Genomic DNA, 19,816 nt, shown 5'->3' with positions numbered 1-19,816 from the left:
AAAAAAACTGGCCGACCACTATGATCGACCAGTTTCCTACTATTTTTGTGGGTTGGTGCATAAAACACGTTAATTCAGTATTAAGCTTTGAGTTCAGTTTGTTTCCCATCAAGGTCAACTGTCAGTGGTTCGCCTGATAACAGGGTTAATTGGCTACCATTTTGGTCAACGTGGACTTGGATCGAACGACCGCGGAATTGAATCCGGAACTGGTAGGCGTTCCACTTCTTTGGCAAGAAGGGTGCGAAGTGCAGTTGGTCGTCACGAACACGCATGCCGGCAAACCCTTGAACGATGGCTAACCAGCCACCGGTCATTGAGGTGATGTGCAGGCCATCGACCGTGTCGTTGTTGTAGTTATCCAAATCCAAACGGGCTGTCCGTTCGTACATTTCAACGGCCTTGTCTTCGTAGTGAAGGTCGGCAGCTAAAATGGAGTGGATGGCTGCGGATAAACTAGATTCGTGAACGGTCAGTGGTTCGTAAAAGTCAAAGTTGGCTTTCTTTTGGGCTGGCGTGAAGTCATCGATAAAGTCCCAAACACCTTGTAAAACATCGCCTTGCTTGATGTATGGTGAACGAAGGATCTTATCCCATGACCAGTGTTGGTTGATTGGCAGCTGATCGGCTGGAATGGATGAGACGGGCTTGAGGTCTTTATCCAAGAAACCATCGTGTTGAACAAAGATGCCAAGATCCTTGTCTTCAGGCAGGTAGAACCGGTCAACGATATCTTGCCAGTGGGCTTTTTCGTCATCAGAAACATCAAGTTTCTTTGCGACTTCAGGCGAAACCTCGCCCAAAATCTCAAGGGTGTACTTGAGCGTCCATTTAGCCAAGTAGTTCGTGTACCAGTTGTTATCAACGTTGTTTTCGTACTCGTCAGGGCCAGTGACACCGTGGATCATGTACTTCTGGTTCCGTTCGCTAAAGTGGACCCGGTCAGCCCAGAACCGAGAAATTTCGGTGAGGACTTTGCTGCCTTCGTTTAACACGTAAGACTTGTCACCGGTATAACGCGTGTAGTTGTAAATGGCAAACGCAATGTCGCCGTTCCGGTGAATTTCTTCAAACGTGATCTCCCACTCGTTGTGGCATTCGATCCCGTTGAAGGTCACCATTGGGTACAAGGCCCCTTTGAGCCCCTGTTCCTTGGCGTTCACATAGGCACCATCCAATTGTTGGTACCGGTACATCAGTAAACTGCGGGTAACCTTTGGATCCGTGATGCCCAGATAAACGGGAACGGCGAAAGCTTCGGTGTCCCAGTATGTGGCACCACCGTACTTCTCACCGGTAAACCCTTTGGGACCGATGTTTAACCGGCTATCTTCACCATAGTAAGTGGAGAATAACTGGAAAAGGTTAAATCGGATCCCCTGTTGTGACTCAGTATCGCCTTGAATCTCAACGTCGGATTTTTCCCAACGGTCAGCCCAGATCCGGGCGTGAGCGGCAAACAAGTCGTCGTAGGAAACGGCGTCGACTTTAGCACTCAAATCATTCATGGCTGCTTCCAGCTTATCTTGCGTGTCGTAGTCCCGTGAGCTCACAACGGTAATGCGTTTGGCAATGGTTGCACTGGCGTTAGGTGCCAGTGCCCCGCTAAATTGGTTCACAACTTCCTTATCGTTTGGTTGGTCAACAGCATCCTGACTCAGGTCCGTTTCGTTGGTCATCTTGATACCAACCGTGAAACGAGGCGTGCCAAACGGGTTTTCCTTCGTAATGGCCACGATTGACGCATCGGTAGCATTCTGGGTCGTCTTCAACACATTCCAGAAATGTTCATCGTAGTTGGCATCTTCGTTTTGCACGTCAGCATCCATCGCCGACTTGAAGGTTACCTTAACGTTGTCGTTGGACTTGTTGGTTGCCGTGACACGAATCCCAACCAACTCCTTATTGGCAACACTGATGAACCGTTCAAAGGTCATGGCAATCGCATGGCCGTTCTTCGTCACCGTAAATGACCGGGTCAGCTTGGCTTGCTTCATGTCCAAGTTCAGCTCGAAATCGCTGACTTTATCCTTGGCAAGATCAATGGGTTCGCCATCGATCAGCACGTTTAACTTGATGAAATTGATGGCGTTGATAACTTTTCCGAAATACTTTGGATAGCCATTCTTCCACCAGCCAACACGCGTCTTGTCTGGGAACCAGACACCGCCGAGGTAGATACCCTTTAAGGTGTCGCCTGAATAGTCTTCTTCATAGAATCCACGCATCCCCATGTATTCGTTACCCAGTGAGGTCATGGATTCCTGAAGGCGCTTGTCTTCAGGGTCTAACTTGTGAGTGACGATGTTCCAGGGGGTGACTTCAAATGTCCGTTTCATAAAGGTACGTCCTCCTTGATTTTACGACTTTACAGCTACATTACTTTTGGTTGTTGTTTCTTGAACGACTTTATTTTTGACCACGGACAGCCGGTCAAACCGGAAAATGAATTGGGTGATTAAGCGTCTTCATTTATTTCGTATCGGTTCAACACGGCTGTTGTGGGGTGTTTACTTATTGGATGAAAACTTGTATGACTGACAACGCGTTTTGCGGCCGCGTTGCTGTGGATAAATTGTGCCTTTCGCTTCGTTCCGCCGGTCGGCCCTGCAGGCTGTAGTGGGTCGCTCCGGAGCAATGCCGACCGGCTCCGCTGCGCTGATACTTGCTATTATTGAATTGGCAACGCACAGTTGACTCGTTATGTTCAATCAATTAATTCGGTTAAACACTATCATCAAAGGTTCGCTGTCCAAAACTGTGAAGCAGTTGAGAGCGGATAATCTACGAACTAGTCTTGATTCAATTGTGATGCTTAGCTAACCGTTTGAAGTTAGCACCATGTCAGTGGAATGGAGTCATTTGGCGCGGAGCTGTGGTGTCGACATCAGTTAGCGACCGTTCTATGGTCGGTTACTGATGTGCGAGACGATGGAGATCCATTCAGATGGCGCACAGCGACAGCTGAATTAGCTTCATCGCGAGCCACTACACGGAGCGCCAAATGACGCAATGCAACGAACAGCTAACTCAAATAGAAGTCACATTGCCGAAACGTGTTCCACACTCTAATTCTCTGTATCAGCTGGCTCTTCCTCAGCGTCAGACTTCCGAGCCCAAACTTCTTTGACGATACCAACGGAGAAGGCACCGATGATTAAGAAGATTCCTGAAAGTAACAGCATGGTAGGCATGTGTGAGCCTAACAGTGGGAAGATGGCGAAACTTGCGATTGAAGCAACGATTTGTGGCAGGCAGATACTACTGTTGAATAAGCCAAGGTAAGTCCCCATATTTTCTGAATCTTCGATGGCGTTTGTCAGGAAGGTGAATGGGAAGGCGTTCATAGCAGCCCATGCGCAGCCAATTAAGATAAATGAGATGAACAGTGTGTACTTGTCGTGGATGAAGAAGATCGAGCCAAACCCGATACCGCCCATAACGAGGCTTAATGCATAGAAAATCTTGTGGTGACTGTTGCCGACCCGTGAAAGAACCAGTGCCCAGATAACGGCAGCGATCGATTGAACGGCTGACATCACACCATACCAGTTACCGGCAGCTTGGTAGCCTGCTGATGCAGCGTTGGCAGTGTGCCAAACGTTGGAAGCAATGGCTCCGGTAGCGTAAGTCCAGAGGTATTGGAAGCCCATCCAGCAGAAGAACTGAACAACTGAAACGGTCCAGAAGATCTTAGGGGCAGTCTTCAATGCTTCAAAGATTCCTTTGTGGTTGCTGTTGTCAGCAATACCATGGTATTTAGCGTAGGTGTCTGGATCATATTCCTTAACACGGAAGACGGTCAACAGGCAGCAGAGTAACAGAATGATGGCACCAGCATAGAAGGACCAGATAACTGAGTTAGGCACAGTCCCCTTCTTAGCGACGTTGGCGATACCTAAAGCAGTCAAAGAAAATGGGAAGATACTTGCTAACAAAGCACCGGCGTTTGAGGCGAAGCTTTGAATGGAGTATGCGAACCCTTTTTGTTTCTCGTTAACCATGTCACCGACCATCATCTTGAATGGCTGCATGGCCACGTTTGATGACAGATCCATGAATAACAGGGTAATGGCACCAAACCACAGTGCCGCTAACGACCCATAACCGAATCCAAAACTACCAGCGTTTGGCAGTAAGAACATGACGATCATGGCGACCACCGCACCAATTAACAGGTACGGGATCCGACGACCAAGCTTAGGCATCCAAGTCCGGTCTGAGAAATACCCAACGAGGGGTTGAACGACCATCCCGGCCAGTGGTGGCAGGATGAAGAAGAACCCGAGGTTGTTTGGATCGGCACCTAAGGTTTGGAAGATCCGCCCCATGTTAGTGCTTTGTAATTGAAACGCCATTTGCACGCCTAGGAACCCGAAGTTGATCAGGAAAATGGTGCTGGTTGGCAATGATGGCAATAAATCTTTTTTGGACGTTGTTTTACCCGTCCCGTCAGCGACATCTGTTGCTGATTGTGCCATATGAATCCCTCCTCGATGATAATCGAACAATAATTGCAAACGTTTTCTACATCACTTATTATGCAACCGCTTGCACAATAATGCAACCGGTTGCACTAATCTTTTTAAAAAAGACGGGAAACAATATCCCGTCTTCGCCCGTCACACTGGGCGTTATGCCCGCATAACTTTTTTTCAACTTTTTTTTGTCTCATAAATTTCGTGTTAAACAGATCTAGACCAATGATGTAACCGGTTAAGTTGGTTGTTCCAAACGCGCTACTGTCTAGATGTGGATGAGTCTAGTCGCTTCGTTCCGCCGGCCGGCCCTACCAGTAGTAGTGGGGTCGCGATGAAGCTAACTTTCGCAAGCGAAAGTGGATCTCCATCACTCCCGCATGAGTAGATGACCCAAGAACGGTTACCAACTCATGCCGACACTACAACTGGCAATGCCGACCGGCTCCACTGCGCTGACACTTGCTGTAATTGGCAACTCACAGTTGACTCGTTATGTTCAAATCAATTAATTCGGCTAAACACTATCATCAAATGTTCGCTGCCCCCAACTGTTAAGCAGTCAAGCGGATAATCTACGAACTAGTTCTGATTCAATTGTGATACTAAGCTAACCGTTTGAAGCTAGCACTGTGTTAGTGGAATGGAGCAATTTGACACGGAGTTGTGGTGTCGATATCACTTGGTGGACGTGTTCTTCGGCCACCTAGTGATATGCGAGTCGAATGAGATCCACTCGAGAGCTGCGAAGCAGAAATCGAGTTAGCTCATTCGCGAGCCACCACAACGGAGTGTCAAATTGCGCAATGCAACGAACGGCTTGCTTCTAGGCCACCGTGCCGAAACGAGCTCCGAAAAACTGAGGCTACTGCCTAAGGTTCTCTGACAAAAATACCAAACCCAGGTATTCCTGCCAGAGTACCTTAGGCTCCGCCCTCAAACCGTTTTTCTCCGCTCTCTATCGCTCTATCGTAAACGGAATCAACTCAGACCGCTTATCCGGATCAAACAGCACCCGCACAGCTGCGGTACCCATTGTTTGCGGGTAGAGTTCGACAAAGCGGACGGATTCGCCCATCAGAAAGTTGTTTGACCGGTTGCGGTTAAAGCTGATCAGCGGCACGTCACGGTTGATTTGCCGCCACAGCAGCTGGTAGATCATGAGTCCAAGAGCGTCATCCGTTGTGACAATACCTTCAATCGTTGTGCGTGTTGTGAGGTACTGGGCCACGGCTTGGTCGAGCCGAAATTCGCTGAGCTTCGGCACTTTCAGTACTTCTGTCGGTACACCGGCAGCCGCCATGGCCTTTTGAAAGCCGATCCGCCGTTTACGTTCAAATCCCTGTTCAGGATCGGATTCCACAAACAACGTCCGTTTTGTTTCAAATTTGCGAATCATATACTCGCCCGCCTTTTGACCAGCAAGCTCGTTATCGTTATTAACGTAGTTTTCATCGTCGGCATTGGGGTCACCAATAACCACGTAGTTGACCTGTTGTGCACGGAGCAACTTGATCACTGGGTCGTTTTTCTTTGAATACAGTAACACGAAATAGTGGATCAAGCCCTGACTGATCAGCGATTCAACGTTAGCGGTCAGCTCCGCCATGGTATTTGCAATCGCCACGGACAGGACGCCGTTGCGCGCCCGCAGCTCTTGATTGATGCCCATTAAAATGTCGACATAAAACGGGGTGGAGGCCGGACTCAATTCGCCAGGTGGAAACACCACGCCAACCGCGTTCGACACGCCATTGGTTAGGTTTTTGGCATTGTAGTTTGGCATGTAGCCCATTTCATCAGCCAGCGCCTTGATCTTATCGCGGGTCTTCTCACTGATTTTTGGATGATTGTTCAACGCCCGTGAAGCAGTTGATACCGATACCCCGGCGCGTTTCGCAATGTCTCGAATTGTAACCATGACGATCCTTCCCTTCCCATATCACCATTGTACCAGATTAGCGATGGAATAGGCCGGTTTCGTGGTGTTTCTAGCGATTTTGCTGTTCCATAGTTAATAGGTGGCGTTTTAAATCGACGCCGCCGCGATACTGCCCCGCACTGCCGTCCTTGCGCACAACGCGGTGACATGGTACCACAAACAGCAGCGGATTTTTAGCCACAGCTGTCGCAACGGCCCGGACAGCTTTAGGATACCCTACTTGCTGTGCTAAGTCACTATAGGTGAGTTGTGTGCCATAGGGGACAGTCGTTAAGGCCTGCCAAACGCGTTGCTGCAACGGCGTCCCACTCAGGAATAAAACGGGCACATCAAAGATTTCTGACTGCCCAGTTAGGTAGCGTGAAATCTTCTGCGCCGCGGCAACGAAAAATGGTGTTTTTTTCGTCATAAACGACACAGTTGGTATAAGATTATTGGACATATCCTGCTCATTTCCCGGTGTGCCCACAAATACGAGCTGAGTGGCCGTGCCTGCCAGCCAAGTCAGCTGACCATTAACGGGTAATTGAATTTGATAATAACGTGTCATCTGCTCACCTCCACGAACAGTGTAGCAAAATTTCAAAACTAAGAGTTGCACTATCTGGCTTTCTCATGTTCTTACTTCCTATTATTGCAGTCTTTGTTGTATAGTAGTCCTATAAGAAGGTAGGTGGACACATGACTGAGCACCGATTAACGGCCCGCAGATGGCAAGCGATTCAGCAAAATGATCACCAGTTTGACGACCAGTTCTGGTACGGCGTGACGACAACAAAAATTTTCTGTCGCCCGTCCTGTGACTCACGGTTGCCGATACAGACGCACATTCGGATCTTCCTGTCACCCCAGGAAGCCATCGCAGCGGGATTTCGCCCCTGCAAACGTTGCGCACCAACCGGTCAACCCGTGACTAACCAGACTTGGGTAACTGAGATCGACCAGATTCTCACTGCTCATTTCAAAGATTCCCTCAGTATGACCACCCTTGCCGCACTAGCCCACGGTTCAGAATCTTATATCCGACACACCTACAAACGGGTTACCGGCCAAACGCCCCAGCAAAAATTAATCGATTTACGTTTGACGGAAGCCGCAACGCTCTTAACCACGACAACCCAGTCTATCAGTTGGATCGCCGCCGAATCCGGCATACCAAATACGGCCTATTTCACAACCGCGTTCAAAACAAAATTTCACGTCTCACCCAGTCATTATCGAAAGGAAGCCCAACATGCCAACCGTTGACCTCACGCAACTTTATGAAACCATGAGTCACCACATGGGGCCGTCCGGCTGGTGGCCGTCTGATACCAAGCGCGACATTATCGTGGGCGCCATTTTAGTTCAAAATACCTACTGGAAAAACGCCGGAACCTCACTCAACAACATCAAGACCGCCACAAAGATGGACGCTAAAACCCTCTTAGCGCTGTCCCAGGATGACTTGATCGACCTCATCCGTCCCAGCGGGTTCTACAACAATAAATCTAAAGCGATTCACAATGTATTTCAGTGGTTCGAGGACCGCAACTGGGATTACCACCAGATTTGGGTGGACAACCGCGCCACCCTGCGGCAACAACTGCTAAAACTGCCCGGCGTTGGCAATGAAACCGCGGACGACTATCTCGTTTACATTTTTGACCAGCCCGATTTCATTGCGGACACATACGCCCGCCGGCTCTTTGCCCACCTGGGCTATGAGAAAACGGATAGCTACCCGCATTTAAAACAGCAGATCACACTTCCAAAAACGTTTACCTTTGAAATGGCACAGGATTTTCACGGCCTGATCGATGAGTTCGGTAAACAGTATCTGCAGCATGAAGGTGATTTTGAAACGAGTTTTCTTGTTGATGAGCTACCGCGTTTGCAGACACACTAAAACGGACACCCCCGCGGGATGTCCGTTTTTTGTTGCTATTAGTTACTTAAAATGTCATCAGTTGGCACGAGGTAAACGCCCCAAGAACCATACCCAGACGTCCAAGTCTTATACGTTGAACTGTCATAGCCATGCGGAGTCGCATAAATCCCGATCTGCCAGCCTTTATAACTGGCACGTTTGGTCGCTGTATACCCCTGTTTTTCCAGTTGGGCCGTGACTTGCGCTGTGTAGGACGTCTTGCTGGAAACGGTCGTCCAGTTGAACGGCGAAAAGATGCCGACTGCTTTCTTATTTGAATCCGTCTTCGAATACTTAGTGGCCTTGTTGACGCCAGCGTTCAGATCGGTCCGTGCATCCGCAGACAGCGACGTATTCAGCAGCGTGCCAGGGAACAGCGAGAGAATGTCGACCTGCAGGGTAGCCGCCTCACGCGCTGATTTGATTCCCGCAAGACCACCGCCGTACGAAAGCACCTCAGCGTTTTTGACGAGTTTATCGGAAGGATTATTGCCCTTCGTCAAATAGCTGCGCCAAACAATGCCGCTGACCTTACCAGTATTGTTGATCACTTGATAGTAGATTCCCGACTTTTTCCCGACTTGTAACTTGATCGATTTTGAAAGATACCAAGTTGTTTTAGGATAGTTTTTCAAATTGTGCAGCTTCTTAGTGTGCGTCGTGTTCCACATGTAAGCCGATTTCTTAGTGTCCTTAGCATGGTAAGCCAGGTCATTATAGGCCTTCGTTTTGACGACCTTGTAAGTGGTCGCAGCCTGAACCTGTGATTGACCACTGCCCAGCGCAAGTCCCCCGACAAGCAGTGCCAACACGCCAACGATAACCTTTTCCTTCATAGCGATTCCCCCTGTGCGTAATTTGCCCTTATTATGTTAAATGTAGCATATTGCACATGGGTTGAGCAACCAAAATGGCAGCGTTTTTCTTTAGACAAACAAAAGGCACGCAATTGTTGAAAAACAACTGTGTGCCTCTATGTTTAAGTGTTAACTAACAAGTACTTCAGCAACTAATATGCCACCGCCAAATAGAAGAACGAACGCAACAACTGGCCATACAAACCGTAACCAGTGAGAGTACTTCATATCAAGCATTTGCAGCGTCGCCATTACCAAACCAGTTGGTGCCAAGAAAAGCATTGCATATTGGCCGAATGGATAAGCAGTAACAACAACGTAACGTGGAATATGAACTGTATCAGCTAATGGTGCCAAAATTGGCATTGATAAAACAGCTAATCCAGATGAAGATGGCACAATGAACCCGAGTACAAAGAAGATCAGTAGCATCACGATGATGAAAACTGGACCGCTCATGTGAGAAACTAAGTTCGATGAAAACTGTAGCATTGTGTCAGAAATCATCCCTTCGTTCAACACAATGTTGATACCACGAGCTAAGCCAATGATCAACGAAACACCGACTAAGCTAGAAGCACCATTCACAAACGCATCAACAACGCCCTTTTCACCAATACCAAAGCGACCAGTAGCGGTTAAGAACATGATGATGATTGCAAATGTCAGGAAGGAGGCGGCCATTGTTGGGAACCACCATCCCTTAGCCATAACGCCCCAGACCATGATTGGGAACGTCACAACGAACAAGATCAAGATAAATTTCTTACGTGCAGTAAAGGCGGTATTTTCACCATTGTCAGTAGAAGTGACTGACCACATCTTGTTAAAGGACTCGTGGTCCTCATATGAATATGACGACTCAGGATTATCTTTAACTTTTTTACTGTACCAGTGGAGGTAGAAAATGACGAAGGCGGCCGCAACTGCACAACCAACGACCCGCCAATTTAGTCCCTGTGTAAAGTCGATTCCAGCAGCATTTGATGCAATCACAACTGAGAATGGGTTGATTGTTGAAAAACACGTCCCAACTGAACTAGCAAGGAATATTGCCCCAACACAGACAATCGAGTCGTAGCCCATCGCAATGAAAACGGGCACCAAAATCGGGTAGAAGGCAACTGCTTCTTCTTCGATCCCGCAAAGGGTCCCGCCTAAGACCATCAACACAGCCACTAAGAAAATCAGTAGGAACTCATGTCCTTTAGTTTTTTTCGTTAGGGCAATCAGTCCAGATTCAAAGGCCCCACTGGCTTTAACAACACCGATCAACCCTCCGAGGACAAAGATGAAGACCATTATATCAACAGCTTCAATAGTCCCACGCACCATACTGTTCGGAACCGCTGCAATTCTTGCAGGCCGTTGTTTCAATCGCTGGTACGTATTTGGAATTGAAATGGCATCTGTAATCCCACCAGAAGTGAATTGCTTGATGTTGATTTTAACCCCTAATTTGTCTAGTTCATGCTGAGTGGCTGGCACCTTTTCAATCTGACCACCAGGCTTTTTAATTTGTAACTCAGAAGATGGCTTATTATAAGATAATTTAGAATAGCTCCCCGCTGGAATAAACCAAGTTGCTGCCACGGCTAAAATTGTCAGAATAAATAAAATTACAAACGCGCCGGGCATTTTTAATTTGAAGTGTCTTTTCGTTTTGACGCCTGTCATGAGTTTCACCCCTATATGTTTTGTCTCTAAAACCAGAAAACGTGACCCTAAATCAGCAGGTTGTTCTCAGCATCTTTAGGATCACGCAACACTCATTTGTGTCTATTCATTCACTAATGCACCAGTTTTACTGATAACAGTCCCAACCTTACCAGCCAAGGCATCATCAAGATGATCTAGTGATGTAATCAACGCAGTCCGATCAGCATCACCATCAACAAAGGTTAAGCATGCTTCGATCTTTGGCAGCATGCTACCAGGTGCGAATTGTCCTTCGTTAATGTAGTGCCGTGCTTCTCGACTACTCAAATCACGTAGAACCTTCTGATCAGGCTTGCCGTAGTTAATATAAACATCGTCAACTGCTGTTAAAATGATCAATTGATCAGCTTCCAGATTATCAGCTAATAATGCACTAGAGCGGTCCTTATCAATAACAGCAGGTACCCCTTTAAGGCCATCATCCGTCTTAACAACGGGTACACCACCGCCACCACCAGCAATAACCAGATTGTCGGCCTCAACTAGCGTGTTAATACTATCAAGTTCAATGATTGATTTTGGTAGTGGCGAGGGCACAACTTGTCGGTAGCCACGGCCAGCATCTTCTTTGAACACGTAACCCTTGTTGCGTTCAATTTGTTCAGCATCTTCCTTACTGTAAAAAGCACCCACTGGTTTAGTTGGATTCTGAAATGCTGAATCAGTCGGATCAACTTCAACCTGGGTCACCATGGTCACAACGTTTTTGTTCATCCATCGGTGATGCAGTTCGTTTTGAAGACTTTGTTGAAGATGATAGCCAATGTACCCCTGACTCATGGCGCCACATTCTGGGAATGGAAATGCCGCTGTTTGACCATGTTCGGCCGCATAGTTCATCCCTAAATTAATTGCACCAACTTGTGGTCCATTTCCATGGCTGATCACAACCTGGTGACCAGCAGCCACTAATCCGATTAAAGATGTAGCTGTATGTTTAACCAATTCCAGTTGTTCCTCAGGTGATTTTCCTAAGGCGTTACCACCTAATGCAACGACAATCTTTGCCATATCGATCCCCCCTGTCTGGACTACTCGCCTAAGGTAGCAACCATAACGGCTTTAATCGTGTGCATCCGGTTTTCTGCTTCTTGGAAGACCACTGATGCTTCACTTTCAAAGACTTCATCGGTAACTTCCATTTCAGTCAAACCATATTTTTCGGCAATTTCTTGACCGACCTTTGTATCTGCACTGTGGAACGATGGTAAACAGTGTTCAAAGATAACGTTTGGATTGCCTGTTTTTTCCATCATGGCCTTGTTAACTTGATATGGTTTCAACAGCTTGATGCGTTCTGCCCAGATACTATCAGCTTCACCCATCGATACCCAAACGTCAGTGTAAATGACATCAGAGTCTTTAACACCCTTATCAATGTCATCAGTGACCATAATTGTGGCACCCGTCTTAGTAGCAAGTGCATTGACCTTAGTCATCAACTCTTCTGTTGGATCCAATTCTTTAGGGCAAACAAGATGGAATGTCATCCCCATAGTTGCTGCACCAATCATTAGAGCGTTAGCAACGTTATTACGACCATCACCCACGTAGGTGAAATGAATGTCGCTATAGTTTTTCTTCAAAACTTCTTTAGCCGTCAAAAAGTCAGCCAAAACTTGAGTCGGGTGATCTTCATCGGTCAAGCCATTCCATACGGGAACACCAGAATATTTTGCCAATGTTTCAACTGTTCGTTGTGAGAACCCACGGTATTCAATACCATCATACATACCACCCAGAACACGAGCAGTATCCTTAGCCGTTTCTTTCTTACCCATATGAGAACCGCTTGGTCCTAAATAAGTAACATTAGCACCTTGGTCATAGGCGGCAACTTCAAATGCACAGCGTGTCCGAGTTGAGCTCTTTTCAAAAATCAGGGCAATATTCTTACCTGCTAATTTTTGTTGTTCAGTACCGGTGTACTTTGCCGTTTTGAGGTCTTCAGATAATTGAAGTAAAAATCCCATTTCCTTTGGTGTAAAATCTAATAGGGTTAAGAAGCTTCTGTGACGTAAGTTAAACATTGTGTGTTCCTCCTTTGTTATTTACAATGTTTAGTATAGTAAGCGGTTTCATAAAGCTTCAAAATGCTTCAAGAAGTTGCTCAAATAATCTCATGGGGGTATTTTTTTGTTTAAACAGACGCGTTTTATCAACTATGGAAGGTGGCAACGCATCCTAATTGCAGCAGTTTGTATTGCACTTGCCTCACAAGTGAATTTTCAAACATACGCACCCGGTTTTATACTTGCACTATCACCGTTGATCATGCCGATTTTTCTTTATTTCAATGCCGATTTAAATCCAATTCAACTCATGCTGGCAATTGCCTTTGCTTCACCAATATTTCGAGGTATTCTCTTATTTATTAGTCACGATGGTTCGCAGGATCAAATTCTGACATTTATCATGACCGATATTGCTTTTTATTTATGCTACGGTGCCCTTTATTACTTACTCTATTGGCGTCGAGGCCAATGGAACAACAGCTCCTTTTTCTTCACGATTGTTGTCTGCGACTACGTGTCTAACCTATTAGAAGCAAGTCTTCTAACACACTTTGCACACTACAGTTATCAATTATTCCAGCTATTATTTATCGTCGCACTCGTTCGAAGCCTATGTAGTTGTTTACTCGCTTTCCTGTACCATCACTTTACATTAATGATGCGCGAAGATAGCCACGAGCAGCGCTACTATCATTTCGTTTGGATTGCCGCCTCAGTTAAAAGTGAGGTGTACTTCATGAAGAAAAACATCAGTGAAATTGAAAATGTCATGAAGAATGCCTATCTGCTAAATCAGAATCTTCAAGATGAAAGTGTTGACCCCAAAAATCGTGATATGGCATTATCAATTGCTCGTGATGTTCATGAAATTAAAAAGGATTATCAAAATGTAATTCGCGGACTTGGTGATTATTTTGATGATGGTGAAGAAACTGCAATGAAATTCACTGACATTTTACGAGTTGTCACTAGTTATATTCGAGTCACGATTAAAGATCGTCAGCAAAACATTGTCATCAACGTTCAAAATGATGTTGAGTTGGTGGTGCCCAATCATTATTACGTTGTCTCTGTCATTTCTAATTTAATTTTTAATAGTATCGATGCCCTTCAAAATAAGACTAACGGTCTCGTCAGAGTGACTGCTGAAGATGCTGGTGACAACATCATCGTCAACATTAGTGATAACGGGTCAGGTATGGATGCTAAAACCATGGCCATGATATTCCAACCAGGCTTCACCACCAAATTTAACGAGGATACCGGCGATGTCTATCGTGGCATTGGACTCTCTCATGTTAAAATTATTGTGCAAGAACAGTTTGACGGAACCATAGAAGTTGCTTCGAAATTGGGCCAAGGCACTAACTTCAAGGTCACTTTTAACAAACAACGTTTACTTCAGGAGGCAACTGCATGAACTTCTACATCGTTGATGACGACCCATCCATCCCAATGATCCTGACACAAATTTTGGAACAAAATGCTGATAATACTGTTGTTGGGACCGCACCTAACGCTAAACAGGCTTTATCCGAAATTATGATGCTCAATGTTGACATCGTTCTGGTGGATCTTTTGATGCCGGAGATTTCTGGCATCGACCTGATCAAACGTCTAAAGCAGCTTAAAAGTCAGCTACGATTCGTTATGATTTCGCAGGTGCGTGACAGTGAACTACGAGCTCAGGCTTACGAAGCTGGCATTGAGTTCTTTATCGATAAACCGATCAACGTTATCGAGGTCAAAACAGTGATTGAAAAAGTCATTCAAAACATTCAAATAACGTCAAAGCTCAATGATATTCAATCCTTAGTTGGCGGCGTCAATATTGCAACGACACCTCCAATAAACCAATACGAAACGGAAAAGGAAAAAATGCTTTCGATTCTGCGTTTTTTTGGTATCACGTCTGAAGCAGGTTCTTCGGACATTCTTGCAATCAGTCAAATTATGTTAGAACAGAACATCGCATTTCGTGACATTGATTTCAATAGTCAGTACCACATTGATGAGCACGAAAAGAAAATTCTTTTTCAACGCATCCGACGCGCCATCAAAACGGGACTCAGCAATCTCGCCAACCTGATGCTTGATGATATGGGTGATGAGCTTGTCGTAGAATACGCCAACGCACTTTTTGATTACAAAACGTTCGAACTGAAGCACAATTTTTGCAAGGTGACAGAGCTTCCGGTGGTAAGACGTCACTGAAGCACTTTTTCGATGGGCTTGTTCAGGAAAGTCAATCGCACTAAAAAGAAAAAGACCAAGTTCAACGAGCTGTTGAACTTGGTCTTTTTAGTCTAACACAACGTTACTCTATTCAGATGAATAGTTGGGTGAGCAACGCAATATCATTGGGGAATGACAATGTTAATTTTGTAGTTTTTAAAACATCTCCGGTGTCATTGAATCCTGATAGATTGCCACAACATCCGCCGGCGTCAACTTAATATACCCAGCCGTTTCCAACTGACCTTCTTCGACACCAGCCTTGGCCATAACGTCAAACTTGCTGTCGTCGCTGATGCCGACTTCAGGCAACGTCATTTCAGCACCAAGCGATGCGTTCCATTCGTAGGTCTTTTGAATGGCCTGCTTAGCCAGTGTCAGGTCGTCGTCGCCGGTCAAATGCCAAACGATACGTGCTAAACGGGCAAATAATGGCAAGGTCGTTTCGTCTTCGATGACCTGCTTCATCCAGCGGGGCGTCAGAATGCCTAAGCCGATACCGTGCGTGATGTCATAGTAGGCTGACAGTTCGTGTTCCAGCGGGTGAACCGTCCAACCAGTGACGTTAGCGACACTCACAATGCCGTTTAAGGCCATGGTTGATGACCACATCAGATTAGCGCGGGCATCGTAGTTCGAAGGGTTCTTAATGGCAACGGGCGCCCACTTGATTACTGTCCGCATCAAGCCTTCGATCATGCCCTTCGACACATCGTTGGCGTCGTCACGGTCAAAATACTGTTCCGTTAAATGACTCATGATGTCGATGGAACCCGCAGCGGTCTGACGCGCTGGCACAGTTTCAGTCAATTCTGGGTCAAGGAAGGAAATGGCAGGCGTCTCTGGAACGCGCGTCCCAATTTTTTCGTTGATCTCAGGGTTTGAGATGACCGCGTTATGGTTCATTTCAGTCCCAGTGGCGGACAGCGTTAAGATGTCGACGATCGGCACTTCATCCAGCTTGTAACTGTCGGCACCATTGGCGTTAACAACCAGGTCCCAAGCATCGCCGTTATAGAACTTAGCTGAAGAAATCACTTTCGCAGCATCGATAACAGAACCGCCACCAACGGCTAAGATAACGTCAACGTTGTTGTCCTGCGCCAATTTCTGACCGTCGCGAACAGAACTGATTTTAGGATTGGGTTCAACCCCACCAAGTTCAACAACGTTAAGGTCATTCAACAACCCTTTAACGCGGTCATACAGCCCAGATTTTTGAATCGAGTGCCCACCGTAAATGAACAGCACGTTGTTCCCAAATTGAGCAACAGCATCGTGTAATTCGGCGTCAATGTGATCCTTACCAAACCGAATATCGGTCGCGTTTTTAAAACTAAAGTCTCTCATAATAACCTCCTCTGGGCGGGTACCTGTACCCGTCGTTTTTGTACATCTTATAGTAAAGCACTTAGAGGGGGCTCTAAGTCAAGGCCAGAGTGTGGAGCAAGGCGGTCTAGGGGCGGTGTGTAAGGGACTCTGACCGAAAAGTCCGGGCCTGACTTTTTGGTCAGAGTCCCTTACACGTTAGCCCCGTGCCTGGTCTCGCCTTGCGGAACACGTTTAGTCTCCGTCGCCAAGAAAGCTGAAGCCATACTCATCCGGCTGACAAAACACACAAAAGTCCGGGCCTGACTTCTAGACCAGAGTCTCTTACACGTTAGCCCTGTGCCTCCTGGAACACATTTCGGTACCGCTGCCTAAAAAGCCAATCATTTTTAAACCAAAAACAAAAAGCCAGCACCAACCGATGCCAGCTTCTCAGACTTTATTCATTAAACCCAAATCTAATAGAAATAACTACGGTTCAGCAACTACCCAAACCTTACCGACCAACCGGACTGCCAGCCTTCTCGCCAGCAGCAATCTTCGCAAACGCCTGCGCAAAATCAGCCTTCAGATCATCCACGTCTTCAACACCAACGGAAAGCCGCAGCAAGCCGTCGCCGATACCGCGTTCGTGGCGTTCGTCGCAGTCAGTTCAGCGTGAGACATCTTTGGCGGGTAGGAAATGATTGATTCCACAGCGCCCAAAGAAACGGAGAAGACAGGAATCTTGAGTTCCTTGACCAGTTTGCGCACGTTGTCTTCAGTCCCAATGTCAAACGACAGGACCGCGCCGCCAGACGTTGCTTGGCTGAATTGCACATCGTGGCCCTCGAAATCATCCAGACCAGGGTAGTCGACCTTTTCAACGATGGGTTGGTCTTCAAACCATTTGGCGAGGCTAACGCATTGCTGGCTTCGGCCTTGACCCGAATACCAGTGTCTTGATACCCCGCAACAGTAACCAGCAGTCACTAATGCCAAGCGTTGCGCCCATTGCGTTTTGAATGAAGTAGACAGCGTCGCCAAGTTCCTTGGTTTTTGTCACGATCAACCCAGCCAAAATGTCAGAATGACCAGCCAAGAACTTGGTGCCGCTATGCAACACAAGGTCAACACCCAGATCCAATGGCTTTTGGAAAATTGGCGTCATGAACGTGTTATCAGCAAAGACTAACGCATCATGTTTGTGCGCAATCTCGACCACCTGGCGAATATCCGTCACCTTTAAGGTTGGGTTTGCGGGTGTCTCGATGTAAACCACCTTGGTGTTTGACTTGAACGCCGCCTCCAGGGCTGCTGGGTCATTACAGTCAACGAAATCATATTCGATGCCGTAGTTGGGCAACAGTTCGGTTACTAGACGGAACGTCCCGCCATAAACGTCACTCGTCACGATGACGTGGTCGCCCTGATGTAAGGTCAAAAAAGCGGTTGAGATGGCTGCCATCCCGGTTGCGAACGCAAACCCGCGCGTCCCGTGTTCGAGTTCAGCAATGCTGTCTTCCAGCACGTCCCGGGTCGGGTTGCCGCTCCGCGTGTAATCGTACTTGCCAAAGTGGTCCAAATCCTTTTGTTCAAAGGTGGAAGAGAGTTGAATCGGCGGGTTCAAGGCACCCGTAGCTGGGTCTGGTTTCGTCGTTGTTTTAATGACCTTTGTTGCATCTGAAAAATCTGATAGGCTCATGTGAATTCCCCCTAGTTTGTGGTCTTGATCGTGTTTTTAGCTGCCACTGAAATGGCATGGTTCAAATCGTCAATTAAATCGTTGCTGTTTTCAATCCCCACGGATAAGCGTAAGAGGTTCTTCGTGATCCCCTTAGCTTCCCGTTCAGCAACGGAGAGATCCTTATGCGTTTGGATGGCTGGCACGGTCAGTAGACTTTCGACCCCGCCCAAACTTTCGGCAAAGGAAATGATTTCCAGGTTCTGCAAAATCGTGTTGACCCAGCTTTCATCACGGACGTAGAAACTGATCATGCCGCCGTGACCGGGATACAGGACTTTTTCAACGGCTGTGTTCTTTTCCAGATCAGCACGATGGCCTTTGCGTTGCGTTCGTGTTGTGCCAAACGCAGCGGTAAGGTCTTCAAACTACGGAGCAACAACCAGCAATCAAATGGATCTAAGACGGCGCCCGTGGTTGTTAAATTACGGTCAAGCAAGTCCGCGTCGTCTTGGTTTTTACAGACGACCGCGCCGGCTAAAATGTCGTTGTGCCCGCTCAGGTACTTGGTGGCACTGTGGACCACGATATCGGCACCTTCGTTGAGTGGTTGTTGCAGCAACGGCGTGTAGAAGGTGTTATCCACGATGACTTTGACCCCATTTTGGTGGGCCACTTCAGCCGTTTTATGAATGTCAATGATCTTCATCGTTGGGTTCGATGGTGTTTCTAACCAAATGCCCTTTGTTGTGGCATGGCGTGTCAGTTCAGCCAACCGGTCGTAATCCTGACCATCCCAGAGATCTAACTTCAAGCCGTAGTTATCGGTCAACAGATCAAAGAACCGAAATGAGCCGCCGTAGAGGTCATCAGAAACAACAATTTCTTCGCCACTCTTGAACTGAGTGAAGACCAACTGAATGGCCGCCATCCCAGAACTCAGCGCAAACGCCGTGTCGCCGTTTTCCAACTTTGCGATCGCTTGTTGGAGCTGATCACGCGTTGGATTGGTTTCTCGTGAATAATCGTACCCCGTCGACTGGCCTAACCCAGCGTGACGGTATGCAGTTGAAAAGTATAGCGGTGTCGAAACGGCACCCGTTTTTTCGTCGTCTGAACGATTTCCTGCTTGCGCAAGAATGGTTTCAATATGTTGTTTTTTTGTCATGCGAAGACCTCCTAGAAATAGAAAAAGCCTCCGCCCCTACTGTATCGGGACGAAGGTTTCGCGTTACCACCTGAAATTTACTTGAATCTCACAATTCAAGCCTTGAAAAGTACCCTCAAAAACGAGGAGACTCCTGCAAGGTATCGATTGCTGACGGATTCGGTAGCCCGTGGACCCCGAATCAGCTCTGAGATCATCTTCAGTCGTTGAACCAGGCTGCATTTCACCATGCACAGCTCTCTTAACAAGTTCACGCAACTTACTCTTCTCGTCATCGCCTAATATGAGATTGGTTCTAATTTAACTCTCATTTTGTCGTTGTGTCAACCCTTTTTTCTGCTAAATATTTTGCTTTGTATTATGAGAAAGTAATTATTTAGTACGTAGCTTTCGCTCCGTTCCGCCGGTCGGCCCTGCAGGCTGTAGTGGGTCGCTCCGGAGCTATTGAATTTCTTGGCAGAAATTCAAGGATCTCCTCCGTCTCCCGTGGTTGTAGGCGAG

At 46.9% G+C, this 19,816-nt stretch carries 14 protein-coding genes and 2 pseudogenes; 4 read left to right on the top strand and 12 right to left on the bottom strand.

Annotated elements, in window-relative coordinates:
* Positions 1-80 precede the first annotated feature (80 nt).
* The 4 genes from JCM11969_RS13105 to JCM11969_RS13090 all read right to left on the bottom strand — a co-directional run bounded on the left by JCM11969_RS13105 (position 81) and on the right by JCM11969_RS13090 (position 6,970).
* Complete coding sequence (locus tag JCM11969_RS13105) at positions 81-2,339, bottom strand: glycoside hydrolase family 65 protein (protein ID WP_054711856.1); 2,259 nt, start codon at positions 2,337-2,339, stop codon at positions 81-83.
* A gap of 729 nt (positions 2,340-3,068) precedes the next feature.
* Positions 3,069-4,481: an SLC45 family MFS transporter gene (locus JCM11969_RS13100; protein WP_054711854.1), complete on the bottom strand. Its 1,413-nt coding sequence runs from the start codon at positions 4,479-4,481 to the stop codon at positions 3,069-3,071.
* A gap of 955 nt (positions 4,482-5,436) precedes the next feature.
* A complete protein-coding gene (locus JCM11969_RS13095; protein ID WP_054711852.1) occupies positions 5,437-6,399 on the bottom strand; it encodes a LacI family DNA-binding transcriptional regulator in 963 nt (320 codons plus the stop codon).
* Positions 6,400-6,469: 70 nt separating this feature from the next.
* Positions 6,470-6,970: a methylated-DNA--[protein]-cysteine S-methyltransferase gene (locus JCM11969_RS13090; RefSeq protein ID WP_054711850.1), complete on the bottom strand. Its 501-nt coding sequence runs from the start codon at positions 6,968-6,970 to the stop codon at positions 6,470-6,472.
* A 131-nt stretch (positions 6,971-7,101) separates the two neighbouring features.
* Between JCM11969_RS13090 and JCM11969_RS13085 the strand changes: the two genes are divergently transcribed.
* Together JCM11969_RS13085 and JCM11969_RS13080 are read left to right on the top strand one after the other, a co-directional pair.
* Complete coding sequence (locus tag JCM11969_RS13085; protein ID WP_054711848.1) at positions 7,102-7,668, top strand: Ada metal-binding domain-containing protein; 567 nt, start codon at positions 7,102-7,104, stop codon at positions 7,666-7,668.
* Positions 7,655-8,308, top strand: a complete 654-nt coding sequence (locus tag JCM11969_RS13080; RefSeq protein WP_054711846.1) for an endonuclease III domain-containing protein — start codon at positions 7,655-7,657, stop codon at positions 8,306-8,308. The genes JCM11969_RS13085 and JCM11969_RS13080 overlap by 14 nt, the downstream gene beginning before the upstream one ends.
* Before the next feature lie 38 nt (positions 8,309-8,346).
* Here JCM11969_RS13080 and JCM11969_RS13075 read toward each other — a convergent pair whose 3' ends face one another.
* The 4 genes from JCM11969_RS13075 to argF all read right to left on the bottom strand — a co-directional run bounded on the left by JCM11969_RS13075 (position 8,347) and on the right by argF (position 12,935).
* The gene (locus JCM11969_RS13075) at positions 8,347-9,165 is read right to left on the bottom strand and encodes a hypothetical protein (protein WP_054711844.1); all 819 of its coding nucleotides are present in this window, start codon (positions 9,163-9,165) and stop codon (positions 8,347-8,349) included.
* A gap of 150 nt (positions 9,166-9,315) precedes the next feature.
* Positions 9,316-10,863: a YfcC family protein gene (locus JCM11969_RS13070; RefSeq protein ID WP_054711842.1), complete on the bottom strand. Its 1,548-nt coding sequence runs from the start codon at positions 10,861-10,863 to the stop codon at positions 9,316-9,318.
* Positions 10,864-10,965: 102 nt separating this feature from the next.
* Entirely contained in the window at positions 10,966-11,916 is a 951-nt protein-coding gene (arcC, locus tag JCM11969_RS13065) for a carbamate kinase (RefSeq protein ID WP_054711840.1), read from the bottom strand.
* 20 nt (positions 11,917-11,936) lie between these two features.
* Positions 11,937-12,935, bottom strand: a complete 999-nt coding sequence (gene argF / locus JCM11969_RS13060) for an ornithine carbamoyltransferase (protein WP_054711838.1) — start codon at positions 12,933-12,935, stop codon at positions 11,937-11,939.
* A 106-nt stretch (positions 12,936-13,041) separates the two neighbouring features.
* On the opposite strand from argF, the gene JCM11969_RS13055 reads away from it, so the two are divergent.
* A complete protein-coding gene (locus JCM11969_RS13055; protein ID WP_054711836.1) occupies positions 13,042-14,340 on the top strand; it encodes a sensor histidine kinase in 1,299 nt (432 codons plus the stop codon).
* Positions 14,337-15,134, top strand: a complete 798-nt coding sequence (locus JCM11969_RS13050; protein WP_225353300.1) for a response regulator — start codon at positions 14,337-14,339, stop codon at positions 15,132-15,134. Before JCM11969_RS13055 ends, JCM11969_RS13050 begins: the two co-directional genes overlap by 4 nt.
* A 177-nt stretch (positions 15,135-15,311) precedes the next feature.
* Here the strand turns inward: JCM11969_RS13050 and JCM11969_RS13045 are convergent, their stop codons facing one another.
* The 4 genes and pseudogenes from JCM11969_RS13045 to JCM11969_RS13035 all read right to left on the bottom strand — a co-directional run bounded on the left by JCM11969_RS13045 (position 15,312) and on the right by JCM11969_RS13035 (position 19,315).
* A complete protein-coding gene (locus JCM11969_RS13045; protein WP_054711834.1) occupies positions 15,312-16,505 on the bottom strand; it encodes an iron-containing alcohol dehydrogenase in 1,194 nt (397 codons plus the stop codon).
* Between the two features lie 475 nt (positions 16,506-16,980).
* A pseudogene (locus JCM11969_RS20765) lies at positions 16,981-17,456 on the bottom strand (PLP-dependent transferase).
* Positions 17,383-18,168, bottom strand: a complete 786-nt coding sequence (locus JCM11969_RS13040) for an aminotransferase class I/II-fold pyridoxal phosphate-dependent enzyme (RefSeq protein WP_439709748.1) — start codon at positions 18,166-18,168, stop codon at positions 17,383-17,385. Before JCM11969_RS13040 ends, JCM11969_RS20765 begins: the two are co-directional and overlap by 74 nt.
* A gap of 11 nt (positions 18,169-18,179) precedes the next feature.
* Positions 18,180-19,315 (bottom strand): annotated as a pseudogene (locus JCM11969_RS13035) (aminotransferase class I/II-fold pyridoxal phosphate-dependent enzyme).
* Between the last annotated feature and the right edge of the window lie 501 nt (positions 19,316-19,816).

Origin of the sequence: Secundilactobacillus paracollinoides DSM 15502 = JCM 11969, assembly GCF_001311135.1 — a bacterium.
GTDB classification, from domain to species: domain Bacteria; phylum Bacillota; class Bacilli; order Lactobacillales; family Lactobacillaceae; genus Secundilactobacillus; species Secundilactobacillus paracollinoides.
Note: the sequence above shows the minus strand (reverse complement) of the source record. Positions and strands in the feature narration are given on the sequence as shown.

Coding starts and splice junctions, on each gene's coding strand:
- JCM11969_RS13080 (WP_054711846.1), top strand. CDS start 7,655: ATGCCAACCGTTGACCTCACGCAACTTTATGAAACCATGAGTCACCAC.
- JCM11969_RS13105 (WP_054711856.1), bottom strand. CDS start 2,339: ATGAAACGGACATTTGAAGTCACCCCCTGGAACATCGTCACTCACAAG.
- JCM11969_RS13085 (WP_054711848.1), top strand. CDS start 7,102: ATGACTGAGCACCGATTAACGGCCCGCAGATGGCAAGCGATTCAGCAA.
- JCM11969_RS13040 (WP_439709748.1), bottom strand. CDS start 18,168: ATGAGCCTATCAGATTTTTCAGATGCAACAAAGGTCATTAAAACAACG.
- JCM11969_RS13075 (WP_054711844.1), bottom strand. CDS start 9,165: ATGAAGGAAAAGGTTATCGTTGGCGTGTTGGCACTGCTTGTCGGGGGA.
- JCM11969_RS13070 (WP_054711842.1), bottom strand. CDS start 10,863: ATGACAGGCGTCAAAACGAAAAGACACTTCAAATTAAAAATGCCCGGC.
- JCM11969_RS13045 (WP_054711834.1), bottom strand. CDS start 16,505: ATGAGAGACTTTAGTTTTAAAAACGCGACCGATATTCGGTTTGGTAAG.
- JCM11969_RS13100 (WP_054711854.1), bottom strand. CDS start 4,481: ATGGCACAATCAGCAACAGATGTCGCTGACGGGACGGGTAAAACAACG.
- JCM11969_RS13090 (WP_054711850.1), bottom strand. CDS start 6,970: ATGACACGTTATTATCAAATTCAATTACCCGTTAATGGTCAGCTGACT.
- JCM11969_RS13095 (WP_054711852.1), bottom strand. CDS start 6,399: ATGGTTACAATTCGAGACATTGCGAAACGCGCCGGGGTATCGGTATCA.
- argF (WP_054711838.1), bottom strand. CDS start 12,935: ATGTTTAACTTACGTCACAGAAGCTTCTTAACCCTATTAGATTTTACA.
- JCM11969_RS13050 (WP_225353300.1), top strand. CDS start 14,337: ATGAACTTCTACATCGTTGATGACGACCCATCCATCCCAATGATCCTG.
- arcC (WP_054711840.1), bottom strand. CDS start 11,916: ATGGCAAAGATTGTCGTTGCATTAGGTGGTAACGCCTTAGGAAAATCA.